Origin of the sequence: Bradyrhizobium sacchari, assembly GCF_002068095.1 — a bacterium.
Lineage (GTDB): Bacteria > Pseudomonadota > Alphaproteobacteria > Rhizobiales > Xanthobacteraceae > Bradyrhizobium > Bradyrhizobium sacchari.
In genome coordinates, this window is record NZ_LWIG01000002.1 from 144,491 (window position 1) to 160,380 (window position 15,890).

12 protein-coding genes and 1 pseudogene are annotated in these 15,890 nt (G+C 65.1%); 9 read left to right on the forward strand and 4 right to left on the reverse strand.

What is annotated here, in order from left to right:
* Together A5906_RS43840 and A5906_RS05105 are read right to left on the reverse strand one after the other, a co-directional pair.
* Window positions 1-636 (reverse strand): flavin-containing monooxygenase (locus tag A5906_RS43840; RefSeq protein WP_245326595.1); only part of this gene is annotated, 636 nt, incomplete at its 3' end.
* A gap of 98 nt (window positions 637-734) precedes the next feature.
* Window positions 735-1,184 carry a cupin domain-containing protein gene (locus tag A5906_RS05105; protein WP_024339447.1) on the reverse strand — a complete coding sequence of 150 codons (450 nt, stop codon included), beginning with the start codon at window positions 1,182-1,184 and terminating at the stop codon, window positions 735-737.
* Window positions 1,185-1,372: 188 nt separating this feature from the next.
* Between A5906_RS05105 and A5906_RS05110 the strand changes: the two genes are divergently transcribed.
* The gene (locus tag A5906_RS05110; RefSeq protein ID WP_080134189.1) at window positions 1,373-2,398 is read left to right on the forward strand and encodes an AraC family transcriptional regulator; all 1,026 of its coding nucleotides are present in this window, start codon (window positions 1,373-1,375) and stop codon (window positions 2,396-2,398) included.
* A 96-nt stretch (window positions 2,399-2,494) separates the two neighbouring features.
* On the opposite strand, the gene A5906_RS05115 is transcribed toward A5906_RS05110, so the two are convergent.
* Both A5906_RS05115 and A5906_RS05120 read right to left on the reverse strand, forming a co-directional pair.
* Window positions 2,495-4,366, reverse strand: a complete 1,872-nt coding sequence (locus tag A5906_RS05115) for an ATP-binding protein (protein ID WP_080134190.1) — start codon at window positions 4,364-4,366, stop codon at window positions 2,495-2,497.
* 125 nt (window positions 4,367-4,491) lie between these two features.
* On the reverse strand, window positions 4,492-5,124 hold the full coding sequence (locus A5906_RS05120; protein ID WP_080134219.1) for a cupin domain-containing protein: 633 nt from the start codon (window positions 5,122-5,124) through the stop codon (window positions 4,492-4,494).
* Between the two features lie 216 nt (window positions 5,125-5,340).
* Here A5906_RS05120 and A5906_RS05125 point away from each other — a divergent pair, with 216 nt between their 5' ends.
* The 8 genes and pseudogenes from A5906_RS05125 to A5906_RS43845 all read left to right on the forward strand — a co-directional run.
* Window positions 5,341-7,032, forward strand: a complete 1,692-nt coding sequence (locus tag A5906_RS05125) for a peptide ABC transporter substrate-binding protein (RefSeq protein WP_080134191.1) — start codon at window positions 5,341-5,343, stop codon at window positions 7,030-7,032.
* A 27-nt stretch (window positions 7,033-7,059) separates the two neighbouring features.
* Window positions 7,060-8,010, forward strand: coding sequence for an ABC transporter permease (locus tag A5906_RS05130; RefSeq protein WP_080134192.1), 951 nt, complete (start codon window positions 7,060-7,062; stop codon window positions 8,008-8,010).
* A 3-nt stretch (window positions 8,011-8,013) separates the two neighbouring features.
* On the forward strand, window positions 8,014-8,889 hold the full coding sequence (locus A5906_RS05135) for an ABC transporter permease (protein WP_080134193.1): 876 nt from the start codon (window positions 8,014-8,016) through the stop codon (window positions 8,887-8,889).
* A gap of 40 nt (window positions 8,890-8,929) precedes the next feature.
* Window positions 8,930-10,258, forward strand: a complete 1,329-nt coding sequence (locus A5906_RS05140) for an NAD(P)/FAD-dependent oxidoreductase (protein WP_080134194.1) — start codon at window positions 8,930-8,932, stop codon at window positions 10,256-10,258.
* A gap of 8 nt (window positions 10,259-10,266) precedes the next feature.
* Window positions 10,267-11,193 carry a 2-hydroxyacid dehydrogenase gene (locus tag A5906_RS05145; protein ID WP_080134195.1) on the forward strand — a complete coding sequence of 309 codons (927 nt, stop codon included), beginning with the start codon at window positions 10,267-10,269 and terminating at the stop codon, window positions 11,191-11,193.
* Between the two features lie 9 nt (window positions 11,194-11,202).
* Complete coding sequence (locus A5906_RS05150; protein WP_080134196.1) at window positions 11,203-13,071, forward strand: ABC transporter ATP-binding protein; 1,869 nt, start codon at window positions 11,203-11,205, stop codon at window positions 13,069-13,071.
* Between the two features lie 343 nt (window positions 13,072-13,414).
* On the forward strand, window positions 13,415-13,930 hold the full coding sequence (locus tag A5906_RS05155; protein WP_080134197.1) for a hypothetical protein: 516 nt from the start codon (window positions 13,415-13,417) through the stop codon (window positions 13,928-13,930).
* Between the two features lie 314 nt (window positions 13,931-14,244).
* A pseudogene (locus A5906_RS43845) lies at window positions 14,245-15,890 on the forward strand (adenylate/guanylate cyclase domain-containing protein); the annotation flags it as partial.

Genomic DNA, 15,890 nt, shown 5'->3' on the forward strand with positions numbered 1-15,890 from the left:
GACCGGCTCGCGCATCACGATCGTGACCTCGCGCGCACCTGACTTCACCGCGTTCACGGCGATGTCGGTCGCCGATTTCGAGCCGCCGAGCACGACGACGCGGCGCCCTTTCGCGAGCTTGGGATCACCATATTTCGACGAGTGCAGGATCTGGCCGCCCCGCGCCAGAAAGCCGTCCTCGCCCGGGCAATGCAGCTCGCGCGGTTCGTTGAACTGTCCGGTGCAGACCGCGACGAAATCGAAATCTTCGTTCGTCGTGCCTGCCTTGTTGGTCAGGGTGAGGGTCCAGCCCGGGCTGCCGTCGGCGCGACGCGCCATGCCGGCGACCTCGGTGTTGAGGCGCAACATGCGGTCGAGGCCGAAGCCCTTGGCATAATTGGCGAGGTAGGCGTGGACCTGCGGCCCGGTCGGCCATTCCGGATAGGCGTCCGGCATGGCGCGATCGGTGTAACGGTAGAGATCCTTCGGGCTCTGGGTCTGCACGTCAGGATAGGAGCGCGCCGGCTCCCAGACGCCGCCGAGATCGCCGCTGCGCTCGACGATGGTGACGCGGTGGCCGCGGGCGGCGAACGCCTTTGCGGCAGCGAGGCCGGAGACGCCGGCGCCGATCACGCAGACATGTTTGATGCTGACCATGGGGTTGCTCGCAATCGATGTGTTTCGCGCGCAAGCGGCTGCGTTCGGCCGCAAGGTGCGGCCAACGGGCCTGCAAGCAGATGAAAGAGCTGGTGCGGCTAGTCGTTGGCCTCGGGCGGCAGGAAGTCGACCTCGTGCAGCGCCGAGATGCGAACGACCTCGGCGGGATCGGTCAGATTGTGCAACTGATTGAACAGCGCCTCCAGCTTCTGCATCGGCGAGACCCAGAACAGCGCGCGGCACGGCTTGTCGGATTTGTTGAAATAGCCGTGCGGGATGCCGCGCGGCATGCGCACGAGGTCGCCGGCATGGGCCTTGACCCATTGGCCATCGAGCTTGAGGTCGAGCGTGCCTTCCTGCACCAGGATGAACTCGTCCTGGGTCGGGTGAATGTGCACTGGCACGAACTGCCCGGGATCGCTGTTGGTCTCGAATGCGAAAGTGGAATCGGTGACGGCTTTGGGGAAATAGACCTGGCCGAGGATGTTCCAGCTCTTGCCGCCATAGCCCGTGCCGTTGGCGGTAATGCCTTTTTCGAGTGCAGTCATGGCTTGCTCCTAGAGATGCCGGCGGGGAGGGAGCTTCGGCCAGCCCTGGGCCGCCTGTCTATCCGCTAAACGAATCCGGCTGCAGCTATTGCCGCGCAGCACGACGATTTTGCCGGTTGCTGCCCTTTTCGTATCAGGGGAACTATTATAGGCTTAAAGCAATTCCGTGACGCGAAGCGTGGTCGACGATGTCCGCAGCCGTGCTGGAGGTGAGCGCAGGGGCGTCCGCAGCCGAACGGCTTGCGGATTTCGCCCGCGTCACCACCGACGATGTCGACGAGGCGGCCGAGCAGATCGGGCGCATCTTCTGCCCGCACGATCTCGCGCCGACACGGCCGCGGGCCGCCGGCTTCTCCGCCCGGCACAATTGCGCGGCATTCGCAGGATTTTCCATCAACTACGTCGCCTATGGCGGATCGGTCAGCATTGATCCCGGCTGCCTCGAGCGATTCTTCCTGGTGCAGGTCCCGCTCGCGGGCTCGGCCCGCATTCGTGCCGGCGCCGGTGAGATCGATGCCAGTCCGGGCCGGACGGCGTCGCTGCTGTCGCCGACCATTCCGACCCGGATGACGTGGACCGATTGCGCGCAGGCGATCCTGCTGCTCGACCGCCGCCTGGTCGAGCAGCGTGCCGCGGCGCTGTCGGGCAGGGCGGCTGGCGTGGTCGAGTTCGATCCCGCGATCGACCTGGACGCACCGGCCGGGCGACGCCTGCAAGCCAGCCTTACCGAGCTGATGTTGATGGCCGAAGGCCTCGGGCCGTCCGGCAGCCTGGCACCGGTCGCAACGGCCAATTGGCGCGAGGCGCTGCTGGATCACCTCCTCAACGGCCAGCGGCATGGCCTGTCGGATGCGATCCGGACGTTCTCGGGGCAAGCCGAGCGTCTGCCGCGCGCACTCCGCGCCGCACGCGACCATCTCCAGGACAATGCCGGCGAGCCGCTCGATCTCGTGCAGCTTGCCCGCGCCTCCGGCATCGGCATCCGCGCGCTCCAGCTCGGCTTCCGCCGACACTTCGGCGTGTCGATTTCGGAGATGCTGCTCGACATGCGCCTTGCCGGCCTGCACGCGCGTCTCGCGCAGGCCGCGCCCGATGCCTCCATCACCGAGATCGCCTTCGATCTCGGCTTCACCCATCTCGGCCGCATGGCCGGCGCCTACCGCGAGAAATTCGGCGAGACGCCGTCGGCGACGCTGCGGCGGAGGATGAGCTAGAGCATGGTCCGGAAAAGTGTGCAGCGGTTTTCCGAAAAGATCATGCTCAAGCAACAACCTAAAGCGCGATGGTGATTCATCGCGCTTGAGGCGGAACTACTTGCGCGATCGTGTCGTGCCGCTGTCTTCAGCCGCCTGTTTGCGCAAGAAGGCTTCGACGTCCGCCTGCACCGAGTAAGGCGTCGGGATCGCATCGCCCGCGGAATCGACGGCGGTGTCGAGCGAGCGGCGCAGCATGCGCGCGAGCTCGGCCTTGCGGTACGGCTTCGTCAGCAGCGGTACGCCCGTCGTGGTGCGACCCTGCATGTGCAGCGAGTCATAGGCATAGCCCGAGGTGAACAGCACCCTCAGCGAGGGCCGCGCGGCCACCATCTGCTCGGCAAGCTCACGTCCGTTGATGCCGCCGGCCATCACGATGTCGGTGAACAGCAGGTCGAACGCCTTGCCTTGCGCGGCGATGGCGAGCGCTTCGGTGGCGTTGGCGGCCGGGATGACCTTGTAGCCGAGGCTCTCGAGCTGCACCGTGACGTATTGGCGGACGTCGCGGTCGTCCTCGACGCAGAGGATGGTTTCCTGTCCGCCCACGATCTTGCGCTCGTCATAGCCGGCCGGGCGAAGCGTGCTGGTCTCGGCTTTCGGCAGGTAGATCGTGAATGTCGTGCCGCGTCCTTCCTCGGAGGCGACCTTGATGCCGCCGCCGGACTGCTTGACGAAGCCGAACACCATGCTGAGCCCGAGCCCCGTGCCCTTGCCGACCTCCTTGGTCGAGAAGAACGGATCGAAGATTCGTTCGAGAATGGCCCGCGGAATGCCCGTGCCGGTATCGGCGATTGCGATCTCGACATAGTCGCCGGCATAGCCGGCGCCGACCGCGACGGCCTCGCGGACGCCGAATACGACGTTGCGTGTCGTCAGCGTGAGCCTGCCGCCGTCGAGCATCGCGTCGCGCGCGTTGATCGCGAGGTTGAGCAGCGCCGAGCTCAACTGGCCGCGATCGACGAACGCGAGCCAGACGTTGGCGTCGAGCTTGGTCGCGACCTCGATTTTCTTGTCGAAAGTCGCCAGCAGCAGCTTTGCCAGTTCCTCCAGCAGTTCGTTGACGTCGATCTCGGCCGGCTGGAGCGCCTGTTTGCGGGCAAAGGACAGCAGGCTCGACGTCAGCGCGGCGCCGCGATCGGCGGCCTCGCTGATCAGCTTGGTGATGGTCGCAAGGGGCGGATTGTCCTTCACGGCGTCGGCGAGGATCTCGATCGTGCCGGTGATCACGGTGAGCATGTTGTTGAATTCGTGCGCGATGCCGCCGGTGAGCTGCCCGACCGCCTCCATCTTCTGGGCCTGGATCAGCTGCTCCTCGGCGGCGCGCTTCTGGGTGACGTCCTTGACGAAGGTGTTGATGATGGTGCGTCCGCCGAGGTGCAGTGCCGTGCTCGATGCCTCCATCAGGATCTCGTCGCCGTTCCGGTGCAGCAGGCTTGCCTCGAAGCGGATGCCGATCGGCGTATCGGTCAATTCCGGCAACAGCCGCATCATGCGCTGCCGGAAGCCGGCCCGGAGCGGCTCGGCGACGAGGAGGTCGACGACGTCGGCGCCGAGCGCGTCCTGTCGCGACCACCCGGTCAGCGCTTCGGCCTGAAAGCTCCAGTCCAGGACGATGCCGCGCTCGTCGGTCTGCACGAAGGCGTCGAGCGCGGACTTGATGATGGCTTGAGTCATCTGTGCACGCTCGGCGATGACCTTCGCCTGATCGGCCAGGGCAGCATCCGTGCGCTTGTCCTGCGTCGTCTCGATCGCACGCATGCACAGACGCGCGATCAGTGCCGCAATGGCGGCACTTGCGAGCAGCGCGATAATTTGGGGAGTGCCGAAGCCGCCGGCGGTTCCGGTCACGGCATAGGAGGCGAGAAGAGCCGTCGCGGTCACGACGACCTGCGCGGCCATCGCGAGTGTCAGCACCCCCCTGATTTTCATGCTCTCACACCAAAGACGTCAGCCGCGCATCTCGACGGGCCCGGCATCATGTGAGCTACAGACTGCCCGGCTCTCCGTCGCGGGTCAATTTGCGGCACCGGGGCGCCGGGAACAGCGAGCGGGCTTCAACCTGCCGGCGATTCGGTCTGGCGCAGCGTCGTCACCCAGATTGCGCGCGCCACCTGCTGGGTCGGGTTGTCGAACATGTGCGGCACGATGCTCGGAAAGCGGAAACTGTCGCCGGCTTCGAGCAGATGGGCCTGGTTGTCGAGCCACAGCCGCAGGCTTCCCGAGAGAATGTAGCCCGCCTTCTCGCCGGTGTGCTGGAGGAAGTCGGTGCCTGAGGAGGCGCCGGGATTGAGCGTGAGCTCGTAGAGCTCGAGCTGGCCCTTGCCTTCCGGTGTCAGGGCTTCCTTGACGACACCGCTGGCGGTGAGCCGCAGCAGGCGCCTCGCGTTCTTGCGCACGATGTAGCGCTGCACGTCGGCGGTGTCGGTCGTCTCGAAGAAATAGGAGATGGGGACGTCGAGCGCGATGCTGAGCAGGCGGAGCGTGCGGATCGACGGCATGGCGCGCGCGCGTTCGAGCTGGCTGATCATGCCGTTGGAGAGGCCGGTCTTGTTGGCGACGTCCTGGATCGACAGGCCGGCGCGCTGGCGCAGCAGCCGCACGGTCTCGCCGAGGCGCTGGTCGACCGCATCCTCGGCCTCGATCGCCGGGGTGTCCTTGGTGCCGTTCGTATCGCTGCGACCATCCATGTCGCTCTCCATGCATCGTCTTGCCCCGGACCGCATCGATCCGAAGTTCAGCCACCGTGAAAAGGTCGCGCATACTAGCAATGCGATTGACAGTTGTATTTAGTCATGATGAACTTTTGATCGAAAAATTTAGAAGCACTAAAGCCCACTCCTGTCCCTTTGCCGGGGTTTCGGGGCGCGGGAGACGGTGCCGCGTGCGACAACGGAGAGTGGGTCATGGCAAGCGACACCGGCAAGTTCGGCGTTGGGGCAGTGCATCTCGGTAGTCCGAATCGCCGTCAGTTCTTTCAGCTCGGTGCCGGTGCGGCGGCAGGATGGGGCCTCGCAGGCAACGCCTTCGCGCAGACCGAACGCCCGACCAATCCGCCGGACAAGCCGCGCGGCCAGGTGATCGCGGCGCTGTCGCAGGAGCCGACCGTCTTTCATCCGCTGATGCCCGGCATCGAGGTCGATCAGGGCGTTTGGTGGCAGGTGTTCTCGCTTCTCTGGTACATTGATCCCGAGGGCAATTTCGTTCCGGACCTCGCCCGCGAAGTCCCGACCATCGAGAATGGAGGCCTGTCGGCCGACGGCCTGACCTGGAAGATCAAGCTGCGCAGCGACGTGAAGTGGCATGACGGTATGCCGTTCACGGCCGAGGACGTGAAGTTCTCGCTCGATCTGATCAACGATTCCAATTTCCGCGCGCGCAGCCGCGTCGGTCATAGCCTTGTGAAGGACATCAAGGTCGTCGCCGCGGACGAGATCCACTGGCGAATGGAAGCTCCCTATTCGCCCTACATGTCGATCCTGGGATCGCTGACCTTCATAGTGCCAAAGCACATCCTGGAGAAGGTGACCGACCCGAACGCCTCGCCGTTCCACAACGCGCCTGTCGGCACTGGCCCATTCCGCTGGGGCGAGCGCGTGCCCGGCGATCATATCCAGTTGAATGCCCACACCGGCTATCACGGCAAGGGGCCGTACGTCGAACGCGTGGTCTTCAAATACATCCCTGATCTCACCGTACTCTACACCCAGTTCCGCACCGGCCAGGTCGACTACACCGGTCTGCAAGGCATCTTGCCGAACTTCGTGCAGGAGGCGAAGACGCTGAAAGGGCGCAAGATCTTCGTCTCCGCGACCTCCTCGGTGGAGCACATCGCGCCCAACCTGGAGTTCGGCCCCTTTGCCGACCGCGCGGTACGCGAGGCGCTCTACCTCGCGATCAACAAGCAGGCGATCATCGATGCGCTCTATTACGGTCTGCCGACCCAGACCGAGAGCTTCGTGCCGCAGCAGGCATGGTCGTTCCAGAGGGGCCTGCCGCAACACAAATACGATCCTGCCAAGGCCAACGCGCTGCTCGATGCTGCGGGCTGGGTTCGCGGCTCCGGCGGCATTCGCGAGAAGGGCGGCGTCAAGCTCGAATTCACCAACTCGACGACGTCGGGCAATGCGGTGCGTGAGCAGACCCAGCAGCTGTTGATTCAGGACTGGCGCGCGATCGGTGCAGCGATGCGCGTCAACAACATGCCGGCCGCGGTGATCTGGGGCGATTTCTGGCAGCAGTCGAAGTTCAACTCGGTGCTGGTATCCGTGAACTTCATGCTGGGCAGCGACCCCGACGTGACGCCGCGCTTCGGCTCCGGCGCCATTCCCGCCCAGGGCGGCCGCGGTTACAACACCTATCAGTACAAGAATCCCGAGGCCGACCGTTTCCTCGCCGAAGGCGCCAAGCAGTTCGATCTGGGGCAGCGCAAGACGACCTATGGCGAGCTGCAGAAGCTGATCCGCAACGACCTTGCGATCCTGCCGATGTTCCAGGGCTTCATCGCCGAAGGCGTCAAGGAAGGGCTGCAGGGCTTCCGTCCCAACATCAACACCTCCATCAACTGCTGGAACATCCGCGAATGGTACTGGGCCTGATGTCTCGGGTACGCTGGATCAGCTGAGATGGCCCGTTACGTCGTCAATCGCCTGGCGCAGGCGTTCATGCTGCTCGTGATCGTCTCGGCGATCGGTTTTGCCATTCTGCACATGGCGCCGGGCGGACCGCTCTCGCAGTTTGCCGTCTCCGGGCAAATGACGCAGGACGATCTCGATCGCGTCACGAAGCAGCTGGGGCTCGATCGCCCGCTGCCGATCCAGTATCTCGACTGGTTCGGCCGCATGCTGAAGGGCGATTGGGGCAAGTCCTATCGCGACGGCGAGGCGGTGCTGTCGGTGATCTCCTCGCATCTCGGCGCCACGCTGGAGCTGATGGCGACGGCCACCATCATCGCGGTGCTGCTCGGCTGCTGGATCGGCATCCTTGGCGCGCTGCGTCGCTATTCGCTGTTCGACACGCTCGCCACCGTCGGCGCCATGATCGCACTGTCGATACCGACCTTCTGGTTCGGCCTCGTCACCATCTACGTGTTCTCGGTCAAGCTCGGCTGGTTGCCGGCCGGCAACCGGCAGACCGTCGGCGACGGCTCCTTCCTCGACCTGCTGCATCATCTGATCGCGCCGGCCTTGGTGCTGGCGCTGGTCGAGACTGCGATGTGGGGGCGCTTCATGCGCTCCTCGATGCTCGAGGTCATCAGCCAGGACTACATCCGCACCGCGCGAGCCAAGGGCCTGCCTGAATGGCGCATCCTCACCGTGCATGGCCTGCGCAATGCGCTGCTGCCGATGATCACGGTGGCCGGCCTGCAGTTTCCGACGTTGCTCGGCGGCGCGCTGGTGGCCGAGACCGTGTTCACCTGGCCTGGCATGGGCAGGCTGTTCCTCGATTCCATCGGCTACCGCGACTATCCCGTGGTGATGGGCATCCTGATGTTCTCGGCGACCATGGTGCTGATCGGCTCGCTGCTCGCCGACATCCTCTATGCCGTCGTCGATCCGCGCATCCGGGTGGGCTAGGCGATGGCGACTGCTAGTCTCTCCACCGTTCAGCTCGCGCCTGGCCAGGCGGCCTGGCGACGCTTCCGCCGGCATCGCCTCGCCCTCGCGGGCGCCGTGATCATCCTGGTTCTCGTGCTCGGCTCGGCGATCGGTCCCTATCTGCTGCCGTTCGACGACACCTATATCGATATCATGAAGCGGTTCGCGCCGCCGCTGTCGGGCGCGCATATCCTCGGCACCGACGAACTCGGCCGCGACGTGCTGGCGCGCTTGATGATGGGCGGACGGGTGTCGCTCTCGATCGGCATCGTCGCGATGGTGATGGCGATGGCGGTCGGCATCGTCGTCGGCGCCTTCGCCGGCTTCTATGGCGGCGTGGTCGGCGCGGTGCTGATGCGGCTGGTCGACGCCGTGCTGTGCTTTCCGACCATCTTCCTGCTGCTCGCGCTCGCCGCGCTCACCGAGCCGGGTCTCGTCACGACCACCATCCTTATCGCGGCGACCGCCTGGATGGCGGTGGCCCGCGTCGTCGAGGCGCAAGTCCGCTCGCTGCGCGAACGTGAATTCGCGGTCGCCGCGCTCGCCTTCGGTTCGTCGAACCTGCGGATCATGTTCCGCGAACTCGTGCCCAACGCGATCGCGCCGATCGTGGTGTCGGCGACGCTGAACGTCGCCAAGGCGATCCTGCTCGAATCCTATGTCAGCTATCTCGGCTACGGCATCCAGCCGCCGGCCGCAAGCTGGGGCAACATGCTCAACAATGCGCAGATCTATCTCACCAGCGCGCCGTGGCTGGCGATCGTGCCGGGTGTCGCGATCACGCTTGCGGTGACCAGCCTCAACTTCCTCGGTGACGGCCTGCGCGATGCGCTCGATCCGCGAATGAACATCCCATGACGAGCAAGATCTCGATCGAATTGAAGTCCAGGAGTGTCCCATGTCCCCGCCGCTCAACCGTATAAACAGCGACGAACGCCTGCCGGCGCAGGTGGATGTCGTCGTCATCGGCGGCGGCGTGATCGGTGTCTCCGCCGCCTATCATCTGGCGAAGAAGGGCCATTCCGTCGCCCTCGTCGAGAAAGGCCGTGTCGGCGGCGAGCAGTCGAGCCGCAATTGGGGCTGGTGCCGTCAGCAGGGCCGAGCGCGCGAGGAAATCCCGCTCGCCCGCGAGGCGCTGCGGCTCTGGGAGGACATGCAGAACGACGCCGGCGTCGATGCCGGATTCCGCCGCACCGGCGTCCTGTTCCTCACCAAGAGCCAGGACGAGCTCGCTGGCTGGGAGCGCTGGGCTGCGATCGCGCGCGAGCAGCAGGTTCACTCCACCGTGCTGACGCCGGCCGAGGTTGCCGAGCGCATGCCTGATAATGCCGACAAATGGGTCGGCGGCCTGCACACGCCGAGCGATGGCCGCGCCGAGCCATCTATGGCCGTGCCCGCGCTTGCGACTGCCGCGCGAAAGCACGGCGTCACCATTCATCAGGGCTGCGCCGCGCGCGGGCTGGAGACGACCGGCGGGCAGGTCAGCGCCGTCGTCACCGAGAAGGGCACCATTCGCACCCAATCCGTGCTGCTGGCGGGTGGCGCCTGGTCATCGCTGTTCTGCCGCCGCCACGGTATCGAGCTGCCGATCGGCCTCGTCAATGCCACGGCCTGCCGGACCACGCCGGGGCCGGAGATCACCTCGGGCGCGCTCGGCACCGACTTCTACTGCATCCGCCGCCGCCTCGACGGCGGTTTTACGCTGGCGCTGCGCAACCGCGGCACGGTCGAGCTGTCGCCCGACCTGTTCCGTTACGCGCGCACCTTCTGGCCGACCTATCAGCATCGCAAGAACGGATTGAAGCTGTCGTTCGGCAGGTCGTTCTTCGACCAGCTCATGCGCGGCACGAGCTGGAGCTTCGACAAGCCGTCGCCGTTCGAGGCCGAGCGCGTGCGTGACCCGGCGCCGGACATGTCGCTGGTCACCGCCGCGCTCGCCGCGCTGATCAAGTCCAACCCCGAGCTGAAGGACATCGAGATCGCGGAAGCCTGGGGCGGCACGATCGACTGTACACCGGACACCATTCCCGTGATCTCGCCCGTCGATGCGCTGCCGGGTTTCTTCCTTGCGACCGGCTTCTCGGGCCACGGCTTCGGCATTGGCCCCGCGGCCGGCAAGCTTGCCGCCGATATCGTGACCGGCGCGAAGCCGCTGGTCGATCCTGCCGCCTACAGCCACAAGCGCATGATCGACGGCCGCCGGCTCGCGCCGGTCAGCCCGTTCTGAGCGCTTCCATGACGGTTCTCTACAAGGCCAACATGGTTCGCGGCGCCGAGTGGGCGCGCTTCTTCGCGGAACGCGCGCCCGAGGTGCCGTTCCGCCTGTGGCCTGACATCGGTGATCCCGCCGCGGTGCGGTATCTCGTGGCCTGGGTGCCGCCTGACGATATCGCGACGACGTTTCCCAATCTTGAGCTCGTCTTTTCGGTCGGCGCGGGTGTGGATCAGTTCGACACCACGAAAGTTCCGGCGCACATTCCGCTGGTCCGCATGCTGGAGCCCGGCATCGCCGAGACCATGGTCGAATATGTCAGCATGGCCGTGCTCGCGCTGCATCGCGATCTCCTGCACTTCATCGCTCAGCAGAAGGAACAGGTCTGGCGCGAGATCCGGATCACGCCGGCCAAACGCCGGCGTCTCGGCGTGATGGGGCTTGGGCAGCTCGGCCAGGCCGTGCTTGAACGGCTCAAGACGTTCGGCTTTCAGCTGCTCGGCTGGAACCGCTCGCCGCGCGCGATCGACGGCGTCACCTGCTATGCGGGTGCCGAGGCCTTAGCCGATTTCCTCGCGCAGACGGACATCCTCGTCTGCCTGCTGCCGCTGACCGACGAGACCCGCGGCATCCTCAACGCCGAACTGTTCGCGCGCCTGCCGCGCGGTGCGGGGCTCGTCAATGTCGGCCGCGGTCCGCATCTCGTCGAAGCCGATTTCCTCTCGGCGCTCGACAGCGGTGCGCTGTCGGGTGCGGTGCTCGATGTCACCGAGCCCGAGCCGCTGCCGGCAGGCCATCCGTTCTGGAGCCATCCGCGCATCCTGCTGACGCCGCACAATGCCAGCATGACCTCGCCCGATACGGCCGTCGACCATGTGCTCGACGTCATCGCACGTCACCGCCGCGGCGAAGAGCTGCCGGGGCGGGTCGATCGTACACGTGGATATTAGGACCCTCGCATGAGCATTGGCGCAAAGGCACCTGATCAACATATCGCCGAAGCGCAGGCGCCGGTACTGTCGGTTGCCGGGCTCACCACCTCCTTCATGCTCGAGCGGCAATGGGTTCCCGTCGTCCGCAACGTCTCGTTCGACATTGCGCCGCGCGAAACCGTGGCGATCGTGGGCGAGTCCGGATCGGGCAAGAGCGTCACGGCGCTCTCGATCATGCGGCTCGTCCCGAAGGAGATCGGACGGATCGAGGGCCGGATCAATCTCGCCGGGCGCGATCTCTTGTCGCTGCCCGAAGCGAGCATGAAGGACATCCGCGGCAATGACGTTGCCATGATCTTCCAGGAGCCGATGACGAGCCTCAATCCCGTGCTCACCATCGGCTTTCAGATTGCGGAAGCGCTGATCCAGCATCGCGGCTTGTCGCGCGCAGCAGCAGAGGCCGAGACCATCCGTCTGCTCGACCGCGTCCGCATCCCGGCGGCGAAGTCGCGCTTCCACGAGCATCCACACCGCTTCTCCGGCGGCATGCGCCAGCGCGTGATGATCGCGATGGCGCTGGCCTGCAAGCCCCAGCTTCTGATCGCGGACGAGCCGACCACGGCGCTCGACGTCACCATCCAGGCCCAGATCCTGGAGCTCCTGAAAGAGCTTCAGCAGGAGGAGGGGATGTCGATCCTCTTCATCACCCACGACATGGGCGTGGTCGCCGAGATCGCCGATCGCACCGTGGTGATGTATGGCGGGCGGGCGGTGGAGACTGACGCCACCTCGCGCATCTTCGCCGCGCCCGCGCATCCCTATACGCGCGCGCTGCTCGCGGCCGTGCCGCGCCTCGGCTCGATGGACGGACGCCCGCGGCCGATGCGTTTTCCCATCGTCGACAAGGTGACGGGCACATCGGACGAGCCGATAGAGACGCCCGAGACGGTCTCGACGGCCGAGCGGCCGCTGCTCGAGGTCTCAGGCCTCACCACGCGCTTTCCGATCCGCTCGCGCCTGTTTGGAAAAGTCTCGGGCCGTGTTCACGCGGTCGAGAACGTCTCGTTCACCTTGCGCGCCGGCGAGACGCTGGCGCTGGTCGGTGAATCCGGATGCGGCAAATCCACGACGGGCCGCTCCATCCTGAAGCTGACGGAGCCCGACAGCGGCACGGTCCTGATCGACGGCCAGGACGTGCTGGCGATGAACGGCCGAGCTTTGCGCGATTTCCGCAAGCACATGCAGATCGTGTTCCAGGATCCGTTCGCGAGCCTCAATCCGCGCATGTCGGTGGGAACGGCGATCGCCGCGCCACTCCTCGCCAACGGGCTCGCCACGGCTGCACAGGCCCGCGACAAGGTCGCTGACCTCCTTGTGCGCGTCGGCCTCACTGCGGATATGGCCGCACGTTTCCCGCACGAATTCTCCGGCGGCCAGCGCCAGCGCATCTGTATTGCGCGCGCGCTCGCGCTCGGGCCGAAGCTGATCGTCGCCGACGAGGCGGTCTCTGCGCTCGACGTCTCGGTCAAGGCGCAGGTGGTCAATCTGATGCTCGATCTCCAGGCCAGCATGGGCCTCGCCTATCTCTTCATCTCCCACGACATCGCGGTGGTCGAGCGGATGAGCCACCGGGTCGCGGTGATGTATCTCGGCGAGATCGTCGAGATCGGTCCGCGCGCTGCCGTGTTCGGCAATCCGCAGCATCCCTATACGAAGAAGCTGATGGCCGCGGTGCCGGTGCCTGACCCGTCGCGCCGCGGCACTCGTCGCGAAACCTCGAACGATGAGATCAGAAGCCCGGTGCGCGCACCGGATTACCAGCCGCCGGTGCGGCAGTATCGCGAGGTGTCGCCGGGCCACGTCGTCCAGGTCTGGGGCGAGGAGTGGTCGGCCTGACTGCGAGCCTCACGTCCTCCGCAAATCGTGACCGGATGGAGCGGCAGGAAACAGCTGTATGTGAACCGCTTCATAGTTCAGCCCTCGCGTTTTGAACTATCACTCCGGCAAGAAATTGCCGCACCCGGACTTCAATTCGACAAATACGGGTGAGATGCAATGCCTGCGCAGCCGCGTGCGCGCAGCTTTGGATTGGCTCCTCGTCTTGCGCACGAGCAAGCCAGCCCCATCACTCAGCAAAGATTTTTCAGAAGTGGGAATCAAGGGCATCGAGAAACGCGTCTCGGCAGCGTCTATTTGGGCTCAGCCAGTAGGCTGCCAATTACTCAGAAGGAGCCCCCCAATGAAGATTAGCAGCGCAATTTCCAGCGCATTCTCCCTCAAGAGGCACGTCGGCAGTCTTGGGATCGCTCGTTCCAGTCTGATCAAGTCGGCCCATATCCTTGAAAGAATCGGGCTGGCGGCCGTTGGGGCCTCTTGCGGCCTCTATGTCGGTGCAACCCTGTTGCGTCAGAAAGGCGGATTGTTCGAAAGCGGCTGGATTGTGCTTCTGACAATGCTCTACGGAGCTATCAGCTGTTACGTCGGAATTGATTTGTCCGGCAATGTCGCGCGGAAGCCGACATCGAGCATCTCGGAGGAATGGAACGGCTCCGAGCCGGCCGAGATCATGAGTGCGGCCGGGACGTTCGGCGCGGCCATTGCCGCAACTCTGTCCGTCAGCATCCTTGTCCTTGATCAGAATCTGCCGAGCGGCCTGATCGGCTTTGTCGCCGGCTGTTGGGTGGTTGGCTCCTCGCTTCAGGTTGTGGCGGGCACGATGGCTCGCAACCACGACGCGCCGATGAAGGAGCAATGAAGGACTGCGCTCACGAAAGAAACGCCCGTTTGGCGTCATACGTGAGCGCAAGCCGCAGTGTTGGTTCGGCTTCTTCTGGAGTGAGCACTGACCACTCATCGCAACCTCTGCCGTCCAACGCTACGCGCCGGCGATGTTTGGTAGCGCGGCCATTCGCTTCGAGCAGTGTCTCGGCCGAAAACCTCGTCGGTATCGAGTAACCGAAATTTTCGCGCAGCAAACAAGACGTGCGATCATGGTGACGTTGGGATATCGTCTCGGCGCGGCGGTGGTCCAGGATTTTGCTAACTGCCAGCCACAACATCGGTGGAGCCATGCAGATTGCGGAGTGGCTCGGGAAGCTGGGGCTTGGGCAATACGCAGAGCGTTTTGTCCAGAATGGGATCGACGTGGGCGTCCTCCCCGAGCTGATGGACGAGGACTTTGACAAGCTCGGAGTCCTGCTCGGTCATCGCCGCAAGATGCTGCGTGCCATCGCCGAACTCGACCCAGCCGCGTTGATCGCCTCGCCGGCTCCTCCTCATGACGCCGAGCGACGCCATCTCACCGTCATGTTTTGCGATCTGGTCGGCTCGACTGCGCTCTCGGCGCGTCTCGATCCCGAGGATATGTGGGAAGTGATCCGGGCCTACCGCGCTGCGTGCGCGGGCGTCATTGCAGCTTATGACGGCAGGATAGCCAGGTTCGTCGGTGACGGGATACTCGTCTATTTCGGCTATCCGCGCGCCCACGAAGATGATGCGGAACGCGCAGTGCGAGCGGGCCTCGACATCATCTCCGCGATTCGCCAGCTCAAGACAGGCGCCGGCGAAAGGGTCGAGCTGCGGATCGCAATTGCGACCGGGCTTGTGGTGGTCGGCGACCTCATCAGCGGAGACGCGTCGGAGGAGCACGCAACCGTCGGCGATACGCCCAACCTCGCTGCCCGGCTCCAAAGCCTGGCTGAACCGGGGGTGGTCGTCGTTGCGTCGTCGACGCGCCGGCTGCTTGGGGATCTCTTCACCTTTCGCAATCTCGGCCGCCGCGAAGTCAGGGGGATAGGCGAACCGATCGCGGTATGGGCGGTGGAAGGAGCGACCGCGTCCGAGAGCCGCTTCGAGGCGGTCCGCGCCGCGCGCTCGATCGGCTTTGTCGGCCGCAAGGACGAGATCGAATTCATTCTCTCGCGCCAGCGCGAGGCATGGCAGGGCCAGGGCCAGATCGTCTTGATTTCCGGCGAAGCCGGCATCGGCAAGTCGCGCATTGTCGCAACGTTGTCCGAAAGCCCCTCGTTGGGGGCGCACCGTCGGGTGCGATATCAGTGTTCGCCCTACCATACCAACAGCGCGCTGCATCCCTTTGTCGCGCAGCTCGAGCGCGCCGCCGGAATCCGCTCGCACGACACGCCGGACCAGAAGCTCGGCAAGCTCGAGGCAATGCTGGCGCTTGGAACCCGGCAGGTCGCCCGGGCAACGCCGCTCATTGCGGCGCTGCTGTCGATTCCAACCGGTGACCATTGCCCGCCCCTTGGCTTGAGTCCGGCGCAGCAGCGGCGACAGACATTTGCCGCGCTGCTCGATCAGCTCGAAGGATTGGCGCGAGATCAGCCTCTGCTGGTCATCTGCGAGGATCTGCATTGGGCCGATGCCACGACGCTTGAACTGTTCGATCTCGCGGTCGATCGGATCCGGGCGCTGCCGATACTCGGGCTCATGACATCCCGGCCGGAGTTCGAGCCCTCCTGGTCGGGCCTTGCCAATGTCGGTCTGTTGCGGCTCGACCGGCTCGATCGGCAGGACACGCGCGCGCTGGTCGAACAGGTGGTCGTCGGTCGCCAGCTGCCGCGCGAGATGATGAAGCAGATCATCGACAAGACCGACGGCGTTCCGCTGTTCGTCGAGGAGTTGACCAAGATGGTGCTGGAGTCCGGCCTGCTCGTCGAAGAGGCCGGGCGCTATCGCCTGAATAGTCCGCTCCCGCC